Source organism: Kribbella sp. NPDC055071 (assembly GCF_053608045.1).
The window spans coordinates 71,936-88,127 of record NZ_JBSGUS010000022.1 but is presented as its reverse complement, the minus strand read 5'-3'; the positions used below and the strand labels follow the sequence as shown (position 1 = coordinate 88,127).

Below are 16,192 nucleotides of genomic sequence, written 5' to 3'. Positions count from 1 at the left end.
TCTACTTGACAGACTAAGCCAATCCAGGCCAGGCTGAATCCGTGAACCAGACTCAGATGAGTACGCCGCTCATCCGGCCTGCCGGCGACCCCGACGCGGACGAGCTGGCGCGGATGCTGGCCGGGCTGAGCGACCTCAGCCGCTACTTCCGGTTCCAGACCGCGATCGGAAGCCCGCCCCGACCGGCGGTCGTCCTGCGGATGCTGCAGCCGAACGGCGGAGCCTGGGTCGCAACGCGCGACGGCGCGTTCGTCGGCCACGCCATGTGGGCGTGGACTCAGGCAGAACGTACCGCCGAGCTCGCCGCGGTCATCGGTGAAGCCGACCAGCACCGCGGCCTCGGGGTCCGCATGCTTGCGGTGGCCGCCGCCGACGCGATCGCCGCGGGCGCGACCCACTTCCTCTTCGTCGTCAGCGCGGCCAACGATCGCGCGCTCCGGATGGTCCGCACCCGGTGGCCCGAGGCAACGATCGAACGCGACGGCTCGCTGCTCAACTTCGTCGTACCGGCCCGCCTACCGGACCAGCCGAAGGAACGCGCGGATGTCGTCGACGAGAAGGTCAGGTTGATATGTACGCCGACCACGCACAACGGATCCACCACCTGCCCGAGCGATGCGGAACGGCGTGACCTCAGAGGTCATACGCAGTCTCGTGCAACGGCTGATAGAGCCCGACCTCGCCACCGCCCGGCAGGCGGATCGACGTCAGCACGCCCCACCGCTCCCTCTGCACCGGCTTGACGAACTCCACTCCCCGGGCGGTCAACTCCGCGACCGTCTGGTCGAGGTCGTCACACATCAGGAACAGCTCATGCGACTCCACTTCAGCCGGATGAACCGCGACCTCGGCGGGTGGCAGCTTGAAGATCAACCACCCGTGACCGGCATCAGCATGCGGATAGCCAAGCACGTCCCGGAAGAAATCCCGGTCCGCCTCGGCGTCCCGGCTGTAGATGATCACATGCGCACCGTTGATCATCTCCCGCACTCTACTCGCGGGAGATGATCAACGGTGCTGGATGATTCAGTCCTCGACGAGGATGGCGAGGGCTGGGCAAACGGCGGCGGCCTGGTGGACGTCGGCGGCCAGCTCCTCGGGTGGGTTGTCGGTGAGGAGGACGACGACACCGTCCTCGTCCCGCTGGTCGAAAACGTCACCGGCCGCGGTGACGCACTGCCCCGAGGCGACGCATTTGTCTTGGTCGACGATGATCTTCACGAGTGGCTCCTTCGTTACCAGGTGACGGGCAGGGAGTAGACGCCGTACACGGCACCGTCGTGCTTGAACGGGATCTCCGCCAGCTCGGCCGCCCGCCGCAGGGTCGGGATACGCCGGTACAGCGTGCTGTAGACGACCTGCAGCTCCATCCGCGCCAATGGTTGCCCAAGGCACTGATGTACGCCGAAGCCGAACGCCACATGCCGACGGGCGTCGCGGTGCAGATCCAGCTCGTCCGGGTCGGGGAAGACCGAGGCATCGCGGTTGGCGATGTCGTTGGGGAAGATGATCCCCTCACCGGCCTTGACCACCTGGCCCGCGATCTCGATGTCCTCGAGCACGGCGCGGCGACGGCCGTTGTGGGTGATGTTCAGGTACCGCAGCAGCTCCTCGACCGCGCCCGCGACCAGCTTCGGGTCGTCGGTGTCGCGCAGGATCGCCAGCTGGTCGGGGTGTTCCAGCAGGGCGAGGGTGCCGAGGGCAATCATGTTCGCGGTCGTCTCGTGCCCGGCGATCAGCAGCAGTACGCCGATCCCGGCCGCCTCCTTGCGGGTGAGTTCACCGGCCTTCACTCGCTCGCCCAGCCCCGACAGCAGATCGTCCTGCGGGTTGGCGATCTTGTCACCCATCAGCTCGTTCAGGTAGCCGCCGATGTTGCCGCGCGCCTTGGTCCGGTCCTCCATCGAGGCACTGGTCCGGATCAGAATCTGGCTGTTCTTCTGGAAGAAGTCGTGATCCTCGTACGGGACGCCGAGCAGCTGGCAGATCACCAGCGACGGCACCGGCAGCGCGAACGCCTGGACCAGGTCGACCGGCTTCGGCCCGGCCAGCAGGTCGTCGATCAGACCGTCGACGATCTCCTGCACCTGCGGCCGCATCGCCTCGACCCGCTTGATCATGAACGGCGCGGTCACCATCCGCCGCATCCGGGCGTGATCGGGATCGTCCATCGTGATGAACCCGATCCCGGCCTCGTCGTCGTCGCGCGGCAGCGGCCGGAACCCCACATTCGGGAACCCCGGCTTGGTGAAGTCGGAGCTGAGCCGCGGATCCGACATCAGCGTGCGCTGGTCGTCGTACCCGGTGACCAGCCACGCGGTCTGGTCGTAGACCTGCACCTTCACCAGCCGCGCCTCCTCCTGCAGTTCACGCAGTTTCGGCGGCGGATCGAACGGGCAACCGGATGCCCGGGTCATCGGGTAGGCCGGTACTTCCTCGATCTTCATGCGAATCCTTCCCCAGAGAGGTTTCCATACAGCGAGGTTTCGATACTGCGTTTACGCCGGCACCAGCGCTGCCCGGTGCAAGCGAGCCTGTTTGGGCATGTTCCAGCCCAGTACGGCGACCACCCGGTCGTCCTGGCGGTAGTGGACGACGAAGCGCCGTTCCTCGAGACCGCCTTCTTCCACAGTGATCTCGGCGGTCGCCGAGGGGATCCCGTGGACCTGGATCTTGGTGGCGAACTGGTCGGTCCAGAAGTACGGCACCGGCCGGTACGTCTGCGCGTCGCCGAGGATGTTCGCCGCGACGCACGCTGCCTGCTCGGTCGCGTTGGTCCGATTCTCCAAGCGGAGCAGGGAGTCCAGCTCATCGTGCTGCCATCGCGCCACATCACCGGCCGCGTAGATCCCGTCGGCCGCACGGCAGTGCGCATCGCAGACCACGCCGTTCTCAAGACGCAGTCCGCTGTCGTTCAGCCACTCCGTCGCCGGAGCCGCCCCGAGCGCCACCACAACCACGTCGGCCGGCAGCACCTCACCGCTCTCCAGCCGTACGCCGCTGACCCGCCCATCCACGTCCGTGAGACCGGTCACCGCCGTACCAAGGCGCAGATCGACACCCTCACCCTGGTGCAACTCCCCGAGCAATCCGGCCACTACCGAGCCGAACTGACTCTCCAGCGGAGCCGCCTGCGGCCCGGCCATCGTGACAGGCAGGCCCATCTTCCGTGCAGTGGCAGCGATCTCGGCCCCGAGTACGCCGTCACCCACGACGACCACCCGCGACGCTTCCAGCAGATCCTTGCGTAGCGCGGCGGCGTCATCCAACGTCCGCAGCACATGCACGCCCTCGAGCCCGTCCTGCCCGGCCAGCACCCGGGCGCGCAGCCCGGTCGCGACCACAACGGCATCGGCCTGCAAGGAGCGTCCCGACGCGGTGTGCACGGTACGACGTTCCGCATCCAGCGCGACCGCTGAATCACCCAGGACGAACTCGGCCTCGAGCGCCGACAACATCGTGTCCGGGCGCAACCTGGTCCGGCCCTCGTCCCAGTCGCCGCAGAGGAACTGCTTGGACAGCGGCGGCCGGTCGTAGGGCAGATGCCATTCGGCACCCAGCACGGTGATCGGCTCCCGATATCCCTTACGCCGCAGGGCTTCCACGGTCGACAGTCCGGCCGCGGATGCCCCGACAACTAGGACGCTCATGAAGTCACCGGAGCGGTCCACAGACCCACGAGACCGTCGACCAAACCGGTCGACATCTCTTGCCAGCTGCCGCGCACAGTCGGAAGTCCCTCATCCAACGCACGCTCGTACTCCGCGCACATCTGCAGGATCAGGTGGCGACCCATGTCGGCACGTTCCCGCCGTACGGCGTCCGGCAGGTCGGCCAGGCAGTCACTGAGCGCCCCGATGATGCGCAGCATCGACGGCGAGTTCAGAACCGTGTCGAACACCAGCGAGCGCAAGGACGGATCGTTCATCAGTTGGGCGTTGAACCGGGCCAACCAGCTCGGGACGCCGAGCGAGTCGAGGTAGTCGGTGGTCGGTCGGACCAAACAGATGACCCAGTCGCGAAGGTCCGTGCTGCCTTCCACCTCGGCGACCAGCTGCCGGCGCCGCACCTCGACCTGCTCGGCGTGCTTGGCCGCGATCGCCTGGATCAGGTCGGACTTGGTGCCGAAGTGGTAGCCCACCGCGGTGTTGTTGCCCTGCCCGGCCGCCTCGCTGATCTGCCGGTTCGACACCTCGTGAATCCCGCGCTCGGCGTACATCCGCTCGGCCGTCGCCAGGATCAACTCGCGGGTGGCGTTCACCCGCCGCGTCCGGACCTCTTTCGCCATCATCATCACCAGACCACCGGCACTTCCCGCAGGCCGCCGACCAGGAGTCCTTCGACCACGGGCAACTCGGCCGGCGGGACCGCCAGCGCGAGGGTCGGCAACCGGCGCAGGAGAACCTCGAGCACGACCTGCAACTCGGTCCGCGCCAGCGACTGACCGACACACGAATGCGGACCTGCGCCAAAGGAGAGATGGACGTTCGGACTGCGAGACAGATCCAGCTCGTCCGCGTCGGCGAAGATGCTCTCGTCGCGATTCGCCGACGCCATGCTGCACACCGCCGTCGTACCGGCCGGCAGAACGCCGCTGGCAACCTCGAGCTCCTCGGATACGTAGCGGAGCATGCCGAAGCCGGCGTTGGCGTCGTACCGAAGGGTTTCCTCGACGGCAGTGCGGACGAGACCGGGATCGGCGAGCAGCGCCTCCCAGTGGCTGCGATCGGCGAGCAGCATCGCCGTCATCTTGCCGATCATGTTGGTCGTGGTCTCGTGTCCCGCGACCAGCAGACCGGTCCCGGTAGCAACCAGCGCCTCGTCGCTCAGATACTCCCCCGCGGAGTCCGTGCCGGTGATCAGGTCGCTGAGCAGATCCGTGCCGGGCTGCGCGCGCTTGGCCTCGACGTGGCCGGCCATGTACGCGTTGAACTCGGCATGCGCCGCCTCGACCACAGCCTGCGAGTACCGGCTCAGGGTCAGGAAGGTGTCGGACCAGTAGGAGAAGCGGTCCCGGTCCGAGTCCGGTACGCCGAGGAGCTTGCAAATCACCCACACCGGGAGCGGAAACGCGAGCCGCGCCTTCAGGTCGGCCGGCTGCCCGGCCGCGACCATTTCGTCAACGAGCTGGTCGGCCATCGCCTCGATGTCCGGTCGCAAGGCGGCCATCCGCTTGGTCGTGAACCATTTGGTGAGCATCCGCCGCCAGCGCTGATGGCCATCACCGGATTGCGGGATCGGCGAGCGCCGGCGTTCGAAGACGCTCGTGCCCGCGGTCGAGATCCGGGCCGAACCCTCCGCGGTCCGGCCGAACCGCGGGTCGGCGAGCACCTGCCGGACGTCGTCGTACCGGGTCAGCAGCGTTGCCTGGTCGCCGCTGGGGAGCCGGACGTGGGCGACCGGGCATTGCTGCCGCAGCTGCTCCCACTCCGGAGGCGGGTCGATGGCGTCGATGGGGGGCATCGGGTAGGTCAGATCGGCGCTCGTATCACTGTCGGTCACGAGCCATCACCTCCGCGTCGTCGTTCCTCCAGCTTGCCCCGACGACTTGTTTAAGTCAACTGCCTGACTTAAACATATGGTTGCACAAACCAACTAATTCCATCCCGCTCACCCCTGAGCGTCGGCAGGCCCGTCTCACCTGGCACACGCTGTTCTGGGTGGCGGCCGCGCTCGGCGTGATCCTCGCCCAGCTGACGATCTCCTTCGGCGGCACGACCCTGCCGTCGCAGAAGTCACCGCTCTCGCGGCCGAAGGTGCACGGACCTGACAACGCTGCCGGGGTACCGGATCAGGCACAGGAAATCCTGACCGGTTCCCCGGCACGGCAGGGTTGGCGCATACTGGAAGCCTGATGGATTCTTTCCGCGGGACGACGCGTCGTCATCTGTCCACGAGCCCCTTCAAACCCCGCGTGCCGGACCCGATCAAAGTTTTCGAGGTCGGGCAGCGGGTGTCGCATGACAAAGAAGGACTAGGCCGGATCAGCTCGGTCGACGGCGGCTATGCAGTCGTCGTCGACTTCGGTGCAGGAAAGCTCATGCGCATCCAGGCCCCCTTCGCCAAACTCCACGCCCTCGAAACGGACTAAAGCTTGTCGAGGAGCCCGAGCACTCGGCTCCTCAGCAGTGAGGCTGCCGCTTCGTCGTACGCCGGAAGTGAGGCGTCGGCGAAGAGGTGGTCCGCCCCTGGGTAAAGGAAGAGCTCCGCGTCGCTGGTACTCGCGACCAGCTCCCGGGCCGCGTCGAGGTCGCCACCCTCCTCGGTGAACCACGGATCGTGATCCATGCCGTGGATCTGCACCGGTACGCCGTCCGGCCACGTGCCGAACTCGGATACCGGCAGGCACGAGTACAGGAACACGGCGGCCTTCGCGCCCGGATGAGTCTGCGCCAACTGCTGCGCGGGCATCACCCCGAGCGAGTGGCCGATGTAGACGAGTCCGTCGCCCAGCTCCTCGCCGGCCTTCACGCTGCGCTCGAGGAGATTCCCGAAGCCGACCTCTTTGGCGTAGGCCATCCCCTCCTCGATGGTTGCGTACGTCCGGCCCTCGTACGCGTCGGGAGTGTGGACGGTGTGACCCGCCCCGCGTAGCTCGTCCGCGAAGGACTTCACCCCGTCGGTGAGTCCTTGCGAGTGGTGGAACATCACGATCTCGGCCATGCTCGACTCCAATGATCCATTTATCTCGAACAATCGACGATGTTAGACTATTCGCATCATGTCGATCAATGGCCAAGCCTCTGACGGTCCTGCTCAGGTCCCGGACTACGAGCTCGAGGACACCATCGAGCTGACCACCATCGAGCAGGTCCGCGCGCTCAGCGACCCGTTGCGGACGACGATCATTTCCTTGCTGCACGAGCGGGCCGCGACGGTCACGGAGCTGGCCACCGCGGTCAAACGCCCGAAGAGCACGGTCGCGCACCACGTCAAGGTGCTGACCGACGCAGGCATTCTGCGCGTGGTCCGGACCCGGAAGGTCCGGGCGATCGAGGAGCGGTTCTACGGTCGCGCGGCCCGGATGTTCTACTACGGCCTCGGCCGCGACGAAGAACGCCTCCCCGGGGACTTCAACGACTTCGAGGTCGCGGCCGGCGAGTCCAAGGCGGCGTACGACGCCGGTCAGATCCGCACATTCATCCGCCACGCCCGCATCCCCGACGAACTGGCCGGCGAGTTCTGGACACGCGTGATGGGCATCGTCCACGAGTTCGACCAGCTCCCCCGCTCCGGCGCCACCACCTACGGCTTCACCGTCGGCGTCTACCCCATCCTCGACTACCCGACCCTCCCACCCGCCGAGAAGTAACGAGCCCGTACAGCTCAACAGGACGTATATCCGGGTCTTGTGTCGGATGTGTGGGTTGATTGGTCGCCGCTTCGCGGCGGCTGTGCTGTTGCCGCCTGCGGCGGGGGCGCGGGTGGTGGATTCGCCGGCTCGTGTGGTTTTGCGCGAGGCGACTGTGGTGGCGCGGTCTCCGGGCTGCGTGATCGTGCCAGTCGCGGTGGTGTGCGTCAAGGGCGCCTTCGGCGTCGCTGCGACGCGAGGCAACTGTGGTGGCGCGGTCTCCGGGCTGCGTGATGGTGCTGGTCGGATCGCAGCTATTCCGGAGCCGCTCACCCGAGTAGTCGCACGCGCGGGGTGTGGTCACGGGAGTGGACTGTGGTGAGGCTGACGAATGGGGTCCGTGCGGGGTGGGTGTGATCACGGGGGCGGACCGTGGTGAGGGGCGGGCTGGGTCTTTCCGGAAGTAAATCTGCGGATAGCGACCAGGAAGTTCCGGAAAGACCGGTGGGCGCTGTTCGCGGTCAGCATCGTGCTCGGGGCGACGGCGGCGGCCGTGGCCGGGCGCATCGAGTCGTGGCGAGTGGTTCGGGCCGGGTTTTTCGAGTCGTGGATATCGGCGAAATTCGCCGCCGATTCCTGACCCGGATCCACGACTCGATCACCTGAACCCGGCTCACAACCCCCAAGGGGTTCGGAGACCGCGATAACCACATCGCCGGCATCCGCTGCCACCACCCCGCTCGCGTACACGACCTGAGCGCACAACAGCCATCCGCGCCCCCCGCCGAAGGGCGGCAAACGGACCAGGCGCCGCGAAGCGCTGTCCGCATCAACCCACACATCCAACACAAGAGCCGTATATCCCCACTGCCCTGCGCCGAGACCAGCCCGCAGGCGCACATTCGCGCTCAGTGACCGTATACGTCCTAATGACCTGTACCCCCACGCTCCCGGCCGACGTCTAGATTCGGGGTATGGATACTCGTGCGGGACTTGATCGGGTTGCGGAGCTGGGGCGGCAGGATCACTGGCTGGCGGTGATGATCACGCAGCGGAAGTCTGGCGAGCCGGCTGCGTCGGTCGTGAATGCCGGGGTGTTGGATCATCCGCTCACCGGCGAACCGGTGGTTGCCATGGTCGCTCGCGGCGGGACGGCGAAGCTCGCGCATCTGCGTCGGAATCCGCACGCCACACTGGTGTTTCGGGCTGGGTGGCAGTGGGTCGGCGTCACCGGGCCGGTCGAGCTCGCCGGACCGGATGACGCGCTCGACGGCATCGACCCCGAGCGGTTGCGGGTGCTGCTGCGCGACATCTACCACGCCGCGGGCGGCAGCCACCCGGACCTCGACGAATACGACCGCGAGATGGTGGCCGACCGTCGTACGGCGGTCTTGCTGACGCCGGAACACTTCACCAGTTGATTAACTAACAGGGACGGCATCCCGGTGCCCTGGGCAACGGCCGGGGTCGGTCCGGTGGCGGCAGCGGGTCGATAACATCTCCACCTGGAGATATCCGTGAGCGGGATTGCTGTGCGACCCTAGCGAACGTGCGGCGGAACCCGGCGGAGCGTGCCGTCGAGCAGATCAATGTGCTCGACGAGATGCTGCGCGAGCGGGACGGCCTGCTCACGGTCATGGACCGGATCGTGGCCCTGCACGGCACCGCCCGGATGATCCGGGCCACGATCGGGGTCGATTCCGGCTTCGTCGCCGACCTCGAGGCGCCCGATCAGGCGGTGGTCCGGTGGATGTCCGGCACCCGGACCGACCTCCTGCAGAACCTCACCGTCCCGGTCGGCCAGGGCATCGGCGGCCGGGTGCTGGCGCTGGGCCAGGCGGTCCGGGTCAGCAACTACGTCTCCTCGACCGACATCACCCATCACTTCGACGCGCAGGTCCGGGGTGAGGGCATCGGCGCGATGATCGCCGTACCGATTCTCAGCAAGACCAAGACGGTCGCGGTCATGTACGCCGCGATGCGGACGGCGACCGACTTCGGCGACAAGGCTGTCGCGCAGATGGAGGAGATCGCCGAGCAGGCCGCGACCGCGCTGCGGATCGCGGGGATCGCGGAGACCACCAAGGCAGCGGCGGTTACGGCAGAACGGCAACGGATGCAGAGCGCTTTGCACGATTCGGTCGGCGCGTTGCTGTTCTCGATCGGGGTGCAGGTCCGCGATCTGCACCAGGCCATCCGGGACAACCCCGCGCTCGAGCTACGCCTGTCCCGGCTGGAGTCCGACATCTCGGCCGCATCCAGCGCACTGCGGGAGTCGCTGCTGTCGTTGTCGGATTCCACCCCCGAACGAGCGTTGCCGGTCGGGCTCGCCGAGTACACGAGGTCCTTCGAGGCGCGGACCGGCGTACCCACGCGGTTCGTCCAGCTGGGCGACGTCGCGCCGATGGATTCCGAGCGTACGGCGTTGTTGCTGGCCGTCGTCCGGGAAGGCCTGCTGAACATCGAGAAGCACGCGCGGCCGCATTCGGTGATCGTCAGCCTCGGTCCGTGCGACGGCGGCACGCAACTGGTCGTCGCCGACGACGGTGGTGGCGCAGCTCCGGAGAACTCCGACAGCACCGGGATGGGCGTGCGATCCCTGGCCGAACGGGCCGAAAACGTGTCCGGCCGGGTCAGTCTGGTCCGCGACGACGATGGCGGATGTACTTTGCGCGCATGGCTGCCGGACACCCGATGACCGCGGCCAAGACCGTGCTGGTCGTCGACGACCACCCCGTCGTCCGGGACGGGGTGACTCGGCTGCTGCGGGCCGATCCGGTGTTGGTGTTCATCGGCTCGGCCGAGTCCGGGCACGCCGCGATCGACCGGACCGCCGAGCTGCTTCCCGATGTGGTGCTGCTCGACCTTCGACTCCCGGACATGCTGGCGCCCGAGGTGATCACCCGGCTGCGGCAGGTGCATCCAGGCGTCAAGATCGTCATCTTCACCGCGCACGCGGACCACGGCGGAGTGATCGCCGCGATCGAGGCCGGCGCCGACGGCGGGCTGCTGAAGGACGTGGCCGGGACCGATCTGTCGACGGCTTTGCGTCGGGTGCTCGGCGGGGAACGCGTGGTGGATCCACGCATCCTGCCTGATGATTCGCAGCGGTCCGGTGCGTTGGCCCGGACCGGGCTGACCCGGCGCGAGTACGAAGTGCTGCGTCATGCCGCGCAGGGCAAGACGAACCCGGAGATCGCGGAGTCGACCGGCCTGACCCGCAACACGGTGAAGACCTACCTGCAATCTGCGCTGCACAAGCTCGGAGCCCGCAACCGGGTCGAAGCCATCGGCAAGGCGAGCGAAGCCGGGTTGTTGTAACACCTGCGTCATCTGACGCCGGGTTGTTGTAACACCCTCTCCATCTGGGGGTGTGGTCGGCCGGAGCGCGCTGCGCAGAATACCGCCACTGGCTAGCTTGCCGGGTGAGCGGAGGGGCTCGTTGTGTTGTCGATACGAGGCTTGTGTGTGCGTTACGGCCGCTCGGCGGCCGCGTTGCACGGTGTCGACCTCGATGTGCCCGATGACGGCGTACTGGCACTGCTCGGCAACAACGGCGCCGGGAAATCCACTGTCCTACGGTCGATCTCGGCCACCTTGCGGCTGCACCGCGGGGTGATCTCCGCCGGCGAGATCCGGTACGACGGCGCGCGGCTCGACAAGCTCGATCCGGCCGTGATCGTGCGCAAGGGCGTCGTCGGCGTACCGGAGGGCCGGCAGATCTTCGCCCGGATGACCGTCGAGGAGAACCTTCGGGCCGGCGGAATCGCTGCGGCCTCGGCGTCGGCGCGGACTGCCGCCAAGAAACGAGTGCTTGAACTTTTCCCTGTGCTAGCAGAGCGTTCGCGCCAACGAGCCGGGCTGCTGTCGGGCGGAGAGCAGCAGATGCTCGCGATCGGGCGGGCGTTGATGTCCGGCCCCCGGCTCCTGCTGCTCGACGAGCCGTCGCTCGGACTGGCTCCGCTGATGGTCGAGCGAATCGGTGCGACCATCCGCGAGATCCACGCACAGGGAACGGCTGTGGTGCTGGTGGAACAGAACGCGATGATGGCGCTCAGCGTCGCGGATCGCGTGGTCGCGCTCGAGGTCGGCCGGGTCGCGTTGTCCGGTTCGGCTTCGGAGCTGGCGGACAGCGACGAGCTGCAAAGCCTTTATCTGGGCGGACATGCCGAGCTGGAAGCGCCGGTGACCACTACCGAACGGACGTTGGCGCGGTGGGTCCGATGACGGACCTGCGCGTTGCCGGCGTGACCTTGCAGTTCGGTGGACTGCGCGCCTTGGACAACGTCTCGTTCGTCGTTGCCAAGGGCAACTTACATGCGCTGATCGGGCCCAACGGTGCCGGGAAGTCCAGTTGTTTCAACGTGATCAGCGGACTCTACCGGGCGACCTCGGGGACGCTGACGCTCGGCGGTAAGAACCTCGGCGTACTGCGACCGCACCAACGCGCCCAACTCGGTGTCGGCCGGGCCTTCCAGAACACCGCCCTCTCACCGCACTCGACCGTGCTGGACAACGTCATGCTCGGTCGTCATGCCCTGACCCGCGGCGGTTTTCTCGCCTGTGCGCTGAACCTGACCGCGCGGCAGGAGCGCCGGCACACAGCGCGGGCCAAGGAGATCTGCGACTTCCTCGGGATAGGCGATGTCCTCACCGCGACCGTCGGCTCGTTGCCGTACGGCAAGGCGAAACGCGTCGACATCGCCCGCGCCCTCGCGGTCGAACCGTCGCTGTTGCTGCTCGACGAACCGGCCGCCGGTCTGAACGCGGCCGAGACCGCCGAGCTGGCGAGCACGATCCAGGCGGTCAACACCGGCCTCGACATCTCCATCCTCCTGGTCGAACACGACATGAACCTCGTGATGGGCATCGCCGATCAGGTCACCGTGCTCGACTTCGGCCGGGTCATCGCCGACGGCACACCCAAGGAAGTCCGCGACGATCCCGCGGTGATCAAGGCCTATCTCGGTACGGAGGTTCGTTCGTGAACACGTTCGTCCAGTTGGTACTCAACGGTCTCGGCAAGGGCGCCGTGTTCGCCTTGCTCGCCTTGGGTTTCGTGGTGATCTTCAAGGCCACCGGGGTGGTCAACTTCGCGCACGGCTCGTTCGTGATGTTCGGCGGCTATCTCGTCGTCGTGACCCGGGACTCGGTCGGCTGGGCCGGCGCCGCGGTCATCGGGATCGTCGGCGCCGGACTGCTGGCGGTCGCCCTCGAGCGGCTGATGTCCCTGTCCAGGCTGGCCGATCCGTTCAGCCTGGCCTTGTTGACGATCGGCGCCGATGTGGTGATCACCGAGGAGATCGTTCGACGCTTGGGGATCTCACTTCCCTTCCTGGGCGGCAGCTGGGACGCGCATCCGATCAACGTCGGCGGGATCACGCTGTTCCGGACCCACCTCCTCGCGCTGGCGGTTGCGACCGTACTGATCACCGCGTTCTTCCTGGCCTTCCGCTTCTCCAACTGGGGAATCCGGATGCGTGCTCAGGCCGAGAACTCCGAAGCCGCAGCGCTGGTAGGGATTCGGAGCTCGCGGGTGACGGCGAGCGCATGGCTGGTGGCGGGCCTGCTCGCCGGCGTCGCGGTGCTGTTCATCGCAACGCAGGACTTCTCCGGTGCGGGTCTGTCCCGCGGGACACACTCGATCGCGCTGGCCGCGTTCCCGGCGGCGATCCTCGGCGGCCTGGATTCGACCGCGGGCGCTGTGGTCGGTGGGCTCACGGTCGGGCTCGTGGACGCGTTGTCGACGCACTACATTTCGTTCTCGTTCGCGAAGAGCGCCGTCTTCCTGGTGATGCTCGTCGTCCTCGTCGTGCGGCCGACGGGATTGTTCGGCAGCAGGGAGACGCTTCGTGTCTAAGCTCCGTATCGGGGCCTGGGTGGCGGCTCTCGTCGTACTGCTTGCCCTACCGCTCTATCTCGACGCCGCGTGGCTCAAGGCTGGTCAGTTCGTGATGATCGGTGCGGTCGGCGCGATCGGGCTGACCCTCCTGAGTGGGCAGGCCGGGCAGTTGTCGCTGGCCCATGCGTTCTTCGTGCTCGCGGGTGCCACGTCGTACACGGTCCTTTCCGGACCGCGGGGTGAGGACCTCATCGGGTTCGGCTGGAATCCGTTGCCGGCTCTGCTCGGTGCGGTTCTGATCACCGCCGCACTCGGGCTGGCGTTCGCTCCGGTGGCGGGACGGCTGCGCGGGATTTACCTGGGAGTGGCGTCGCTGTCGCTCGTGTTCCTTGGGCTTTACCTGGGGCAGGAGGCGTCGTCGCTGACCGGGGGTACGTCGACCGGCCGGTCGCCGGAGGCGTTCTCCCTGTTCGGTTTCTCGTTCTCCAACGAAGGCGAACTGGTGATCGCCGGCGTTCGGATGCGGGCGACCGAGCGGGTGTGGTACCTGTTCCTCGCGCTGGCGATCATCGCGTTCGTCCTCGCGCGGGGTGCGGTGAAGGGCCGGGTCGGTCGCGCATGGCGGGCGGTCCGGGACAACGAGGCGTCCGCGGCGGCGATGGGTGTCGACGTACGACGCGTCAAGGCCGGAGTCTTCGCCGTGTCATCGGCGTACGCCGGTCTGGCCGGGGTGATGACCGTTCTCTGGTTCGACATTCTCAAACCGGACGAGAGCGAGTTCGGCACCTACGGAATCAACATCTCCATCGCGTACCTCGCGATGGCCATCATCGGCGGCCTGGGCTCGGTGCCTGGTGCGCTGGCCGGTGCCGTCCTCGTCAACGGCCTGCCCCAGATCCTCGCGTTGTACTCGGTGGAGCTGGGCTGGTTCGACGGGTCGGCCGAAGGCGGGCTTACGCCGGTTCTCGTCAGTTCCCTGGTCTACGGCTCGGCGATCGTCCTGATCGTGCTGTTCGAGCCTGGCGGACTGGCGGCGATCGGGCGGAGGCTCACTCAGCCCAGAAGGGGAACACCATGAAATTCAACCTGAAACCGAAGCTGTTGACGGCAGGCTGCTGTTTGCTCCTGGTGACAGCCTGCAGCACCAAGGCGGATACCAACGACAGCGCGGCCTCGGGGTCGGACGGGGTCAAGTCCGGAGTCGGCGTCACCGACAAGGAGATCACGCTCGGCGTGATGACCGACAAGACCGGTGTCTTCAAGAACCTGGGCACCGCGATCACGCATGGCAACGAGTTGTGGGTCAAGGACCTGAACGCGGCCGGCGGTGTGTGTGGGCGGCAGGTCAAGCTCGAGATCGTCGACCACGGGTACAAGGCAGACACCGCGAAGACGCTGTATCCGCAACTGGAGCCGAAGATCCTCGGGTTCATGCAGATCACCGGCTCGCCGATCATGGCCGCGCTCAAGAGCGACGTACAGGCCGACAAGGTCACCACGACGCCGGCCTCGTGGTCGTCGGAGCTGCTCAGCAACCCGTACGTCGTGGTCGTTGGCACCACCTACGACGTCGAGATGATCGACGGCCTGTCGTACCTGCAGAAGAAGGGGCTGATCAAGGACGGCGACACCGTCGGGCACATCTACGTGGACGGCGAGTACGGCGCGAACGGGCTCCGCGGCGCGAAGTACTACGCGGAGAAGCACGGGCTGAAGCTCAAGGACGTCAAGCTCACCTCGACCGACACCGATCTGACCAACGTCGTGACCGGCCTGAAGGGCGACGGGGTCAAGGCGATCCTGCTCACGACGACACCCGGCCAGACCGGATCCGCGATGGCCGCGAACAAGGCACTCGGACTCAACGTGCCGGTCCTGTCGAACAACCCGGCATACGACCCGCTGCTGCTGAAGAGCCCGGCCGCGTCCGCGCTCGACAAGCTGTACGTCGTGGCCAGCACCGTGCCGTACTCCGCCGATGTCCCGAAGGCCAAGGAGATCGTGCAGAAGTACAAGGCCGCCGGCTACACCGAGGCGCCGAACGCCGGTGTCCCCTACGGCTACGCGGTGGCCGAAGTGTGGGGCGCCATACTAAAGAAGGCCTGTGACAACAAGGACCTGACCCGCGACGGCATCCAGAAGGCACTGCAGGAGACGACCTCCGCCGACACCGGCAACCTGGTCGCAACCCTCGACTTCTCCAACCCCGGAGCCCCGCCGACCCGCCAGGTCTACGTGGCCCAGCCCGACGCCTCGGTCGAAGGCGGAGCCAAGGTAGTAGAGCCCCTCTTCGAAGCCGACGACGCCAAGACCTACCAAGCACCTCACCAAACCAAGTAGCACCCTCCGCACCGAAGGGGCAGACCGGTCATCCGGGTGCGCCGGGTAATGCCAGACCGTTGATGAGTACTTCGGCGACATTCTCGGCGTACAACTGTGCGGCATTCTCGTCGGTCGGGATCAGGTCCGGGCTCATCAATGCGACGAGCCCGGCCTGCCCGTACGGCGCGGAACCGCCGGAGGTCAGCAGGAAATAGAACACCTCGGGCGGGATGTTCTTGATTCTGCCTTGGTCGCGCAGCGAGGCGAAAACGGGAAGGAACCGCGCACGGATCGGCTCGATATAGGTGTGGTAAAGGTATTCGAGCCGGTCTGTGCCGACGCTTCCTTCCACCATGACCAGGCGGGCGAGATACGGCCGCGACGCCGAATACTCGATAAAGCTCCGGGTCAGCACCCGGAGTCGCACCATGGGGTCGGCCGACTCGTTGTCCGCGGCCTCCAGATGCTCGACCAGGGGGCGGAACGCCCAGTCGACGGCGGCACGCCACAGATTGGCTTTCGAACCGAAGCGCTGATAAAGCAAATTACGGCTGGCGCCCAACTGGTCGTTCACCGTCCGCAGTGACACCCCGTTGTATCCGTGCACCGAGAAGGCCTCGATCGCGGCCGCCAGCACCTGATCGGCCGGCGCGATCTGTTCGTCTTTCCGCGGACGACCACGCGGGCGGGCGACCCGCGGCGGTAGATCGGGCATACGAGCACCTTAGCGGGCGGCC

20 protein-coding genes are annotated in these 16,192 nt (G+C 66.9%); 12 read left to right on the top strand and 8 right to left on the bottom strand.

The window, feature by feature from the left end:
* The first annotated feature begins 41 nt into the window (after positions 1 to 41).
* On the top strand, positions 42 to 743 hold the full coding sequence (locus tag ACWF4Z_RS30770; protein ID WP_452246669.1) for a GNAT family N-acetyltransferase: 702 nt from the start codon (positions 42 to 44) through the stop codon (positions 741 to 743).
* Here ACWF4Z_RS30770 and ACWF4Z_RS30765 read toward each other — a convergent pair.
* From ACWF4Z_RS30765 to ACWF4Z_RS30740, 6 genes are read right to left on the bottom strand one after another with little or no spacing between them, the layout of a single operon-like run.
* Positions 634 to 981, bottom strand: coding sequence for a VOC family protein (locus tag ACWF4Z_RS30765; protein WP_452246668.1), 348 nt, complete (start codon positions 979 to 981; stop codon positions 634 to 636). The genes ACWF4Z_RS30770 and ACWF4Z_RS30765 overlap by 110 nt on opposite strands.
* 45 nt (positions 982 to 1,026) lie before the next feature.
* Positions 1,027 to 1,221, bottom strand: coding sequence for a ferredoxin (locus tag ACWF4Z_RS30760; RefSeq protein ID WP_452246667.1), 195 nt, complete (start codon positions 1,219 to 1,221; stop codon positions 1,027 to 1,029).
* Positions 1,222 to 1,235: 14 nt separating this feature from the next.
* Positions 1,236 to 2,447 (bottom strand): cytochrome P450, encoded by a 1,212-nt coding sequence (locus ACWF4Z_RS30755; RefSeq protein ID WP_452246666.1) that lies wholly within the window; start codon positions 2,445 to 2,447, stop codon positions 1,236 to 1,238.
* Positions 2,448 to 2,498: 51 nt separating this feature from the next.
* Positions 2,499 to 3,650 (bottom strand): NAD(P)/FAD-dependent oxidoreductase, encoded by a 1,152-nt coding sequence (locus ACWF4Z_RS30750; protein WP_452246665.1) that lies wholly within the window; start codon positions 3,648 to 3,650, stop codon positions 2,499 to 2,501.
* On the bottom strand, positions 3,647 to 4,294 hold the full coding sequence (locus ACWF4Z_RS30745) for a TetR/AcrR family transcriptional regulator (RefSeq protein ID WP_452246664.1): 648 nt from the start codon (positions 4,292 to 4,294) through the stop codon (positions 3,647 to 3,649). Before ACWF4Z_RS30745 ends, ACWF4Z_RS30750 begins: the two co-directional genes overlap by 4 nt.
* Positions 4,294 to 5,502 carry a cytochrome P450 gene (locus ACWF4Z_RS30740; RefSeq protein WP_452246663.1) on the bottom strand — a complete coding sequence of 403 codons (1,209 nt, stop codon included), beginning with the start codon at positions 5,500 to 5,502 and terminating at the stop codon, positions 4,294 to 4,296. Before ACWF4Z_RS30740 ends, ACWF4Z_RS30745 begins: the two co-directional genes overlap by 1 nt.
* Before the next feature lie 158 nt (positions 5,503 to 5,660).
* Here ACWF4Z_RS30740 and ACWF4Z_RS30735 point away from each other — a divergent pair, with 158 nt between their 5' ends.
* Together ACWF4Z_RS30735 and ACWF4Z_RS30730 are read left to right on the top strand one after the other, a co-directional pair.
* Positions 5,661 to 5,855, top strand: coding sequence for a hypothetical protein (locus ACWF4Z_RS30735; RefSeq protein ID WP_452246662.1), 195 nt, complete (start codon positions 5,661 to 5,663; stop codon positions 5,853 to 5,855).
* Positions 5,855 to 6,091: a hypothetical protein gene (locus ACWF4Z_RS30730; RefSeq protein ID WP_452246661.1), complete on the top strand. Its 237-nt coding sequence runs from the start codon at positions 5,855 to 5,857 to the stop codon at positions 6,089 to 6,091. Before ACWF4Z_RS30735 ends, ACWF4Z_RS30730 begins: the two co-directional genes overlap by 1 nt.
* Here the strand turns inward: ACWF4Z_RS30730 and ACWF4Z_RS30725 are convergent.
* Positions 6,088 to 6,663: a dienelactone hydrolase family protein gene (locus tag ACWF4Z_RS30725; protein ID WP_452246660.1), complete on the bottom strand. Its 576-nt coding sequence runs from the start codon at positions 6,661 to 6,663 to the stop codon at positions 6,088 to 6,090. The genes ACWF4Z_RS30730 and ACWF4Z_RS30725 overlap by 4 nt on opposite strands.
* A gap of 58 nt (positions 6,664 to 6,721) precedes the next feature.
* Between ACWF4Z_RS30725 and ACWF4Z_RS30720 the strand changes: the two genes are divergently transcribed.
* The 9 genes from ACWF4Z_RS30720 (at position 6,722) to ACWF4Z_RS30680 (ending at position 15,473) form a co-directional block, all read left to right on the top strand.
* The gene (locus ACWF4Z_RS30720; protein ID WP_452246659.1) at positions 6,722 to 7,312 is read left to right on the top strand and encodes an ArsR/SmtB family transcription factor; all 591 of its coding nucleotides are present in this window, start codon (positions 6,722 to 6,724) and stop codon (positions 7,310 to 7,312) included.
* 953 nt (positions 7,313 to 8,265) lie between these two features.
* On the top strand, positions 8,266 to 8,712 hold the full coding sequence (locus ACWF4Z_RS30715) for a pyridoxamine 5'-phosphate oxidase family protein (RefSeq protein WP_452246658.1): 447 nt from the start codon (positions 8,266 to 8,268) through the stop codon (positions 8,710 to 8,712).
* 128 nt (positions 8,713 to 8,840) lie between these two features.
* Positions 8,841 to 9,989 carry a GAF domain-containing protein gene (locus tag ACWF4Z_RS30710; RefSeq protein WP_452246657.1) on the top strand — a complete coding sequence of 383 codons (1,149 nt, stop codon included), beginning with the start codon at positions 8,841 to 8,843 and terminating at the stop codon, positions 9,987 to 9,989.
* Positions 9,968 to 10,612: a response regulator gene (locus tag ACWF4Z_RS30705; RefSeq protein WP_452246656.1), complete on the top strand. Its 645-nt coding sequence runs from the start codon at positions 9,968 to 9,970 to the stop codon at positions 10,610 to 10,612. Before ACWF4Z_RS30710 ends, ACWF4Z_RS30705 begins: the two co-directional genes overlap by 22 nt.
* Before the next feature lie 147 nt (positions 10,613 to 10,759).
* Complete coding sequence (locus tag ACWF4Z_RS30700; protein WP_452246655.1) at positions 10,760 to 11,518, top strand: ABC transporter ATP-binding protein; 759 nt, start codon at positions 10,760 to 10,762, stop codon at positions 11,516 to 11,518.
* Positions 11,515 to 12,279, top strand: a complete 765-nt coding sequence (locus ACWF4Z_RS30695; protein ID WP_452246654.1) for an ABC transporter ATP-binding protein — start codon at positions 11,515 to 11,517, stop codon at positions 12,277 to 12,279. The genes ACWF4Z_RS30700 and ACWF4Z_RS30695 overlap by 4 nt, the downstream gene beginning before the upstream one ends.
* A complete protein-coding gene (locus ACWF4Z_RS30690) occupies positions 12,276 to 13,151 on the top strand; it encodes a branched-chain amino acid ABC transporter permease (protein ID WP_452246653.1) in 876 nt (291 codons plus the stop codon). The genes ACWF4Z_RS30695 and ACWF4Z_RS30690 overlap by 4 nt, the downstream gene beginning before the upstream one ends.
* Positions 13,144 to 14,211: a branched-chain amino acid ABC transporter permease gene (locus ACWF4Z_RS30685; RefSeq protein ID WP_452246652.1), complete on the top strand. Its 1,068-nt coding sequence runs from the start codon at positions 13,144 to 13,146 to the stop codon at positions 14,209 to 14,211. Before ACWF4Z_RS30690 ends, ACWF4Z_RS30685 begins: the two co-directional genes overlap by 8 nt.
* Complete coding sequence (locus tag ACWF4Z_RS30680) at positions 14,208 to 15,473, top strand: ABC transporter substrate-binding protein (RefSeq protein ID WP_452246651.1); 1,266 nt, start codon at positions 14,208 to 14,210, stop codon at positions 15,471 to 15,473. Before ACWF4Z_RS30685 ends, ACWF4Z_RS30680 begins: the two co-directional genes overlap by 4 nt.
* Positions 15,474 to 15,501: 28 nt before the next feature.
* Here ACWF4Z_RS30680 and ACWF4Z_RS30675 read toward each other — a convergent pair whose 3' ends face one another.
* The gene (locus ACWF4Z_RS30675; protein ID WP_452246650.1) at positions 15,502 to 16,170 is read right to left on the bottom strand and encodes a TetR/AcrR family transcriptional regulator; all 669 of its coding nucleotides are present in this window, start codon (positions 16,168 to 16,170) and stop codon (positions 15,502 to 15,504) included.
* Positions 16,171 to 16,192 lie beyond the last annotated feature (22 nt).

Excerpts from the sequence above, each read along its gene's own strand:
- ACWF4Z_RS30695 (WP_452246654.1), top strand. The coding sequence starts at position 11,515 with ATGACGGACCTGCGCGTTGCCGGCGTGACCTTGCAGTTCGGTGGACTG.
- ACWF4Z_RS30715 (WP_452246658.1), top strand. The coding sequence starts at position 8,266 with ATGGATACTCGTGCGGGACTTGATCGGGTTGCGGAGCTGGGGCGGCAG.
- ACWF4Z_RS30680 (WP_452246651.1), top strand. The coding sequence starts at position 14,208 with ATGAAATTCAACCTGAAACCGAAGCTGTTGACGGCAGGCTGCTGTTTG.
- ACWF4Z_RS30705 (WP_452246656.1), top strand. The coding sequence starts at position 9,968 with ATGGCTGCCGGACACCCGATGACCGCGGCCAAGACCGTGCTGGTCGTC.
- ACWF4Z_RS30725 (WP_452246660.1), bottom strand. The coding sequence starts at position 6,663 with ATGGCCGAGATCGTGATGTTCCACCACTCGCAAGGACTCACCGACGGG.
- ACWF4Z_RS30745 (WP_452246664.1), bottom strand. The coding sequence starts at position 4,294 with ATGATGATGGCGAAAGAGGTCCGGACGCGGCGGGTGAACGCCACCCGC.
- ACWF4Z_RS30755 (WP_452246666.1), bottom strand. The coding sequence starts at position 2,447 with ATGAAGATCGAGGAAGTACCGGCCTACCCGATGACCCGGGCATCCGGT.
- ACWF4Z_RS30720 (WP_452246659.1), top strand. The coding sequence starts at position 6,722 with ATGTCGATCAATGGCCAAGCCTCTGACGGTCCTGCTCAGGTCCCGGAC.
- ACWF4Z_RS30730 (WP_452246661.1), top strand. The coding sequence starts at position 5,855 with ATGGATTCTTTCCGCGGGACGACGCGTCGTCATCTGTCCACGAGCCCC.
- ACWF4Z_RS30675 (WP_452246650.1), bottom strand. The coding sequence starts at position 16,170 with ATGCCCGATCTACCGCCGCGGGTCGCCCGCCCGCGTGGTCGTCCGCGG.
- ACWF4Z_RS30750 (WP_452246665.1), bottom strand. The coding sequence starts at position 3,650 with ATGAGCGTCCTAGTTGTCGGGGCATCCGCGGCCGGACTGTCGACCGTG.
- ACWF4Z_RS30765 (WP_452246668.1), bottom strand. The coding sequence starts at position 981 with ATGATCAACGGTGCGCATGTGATCATCTACAGCCGGGACGCCGAGGCG.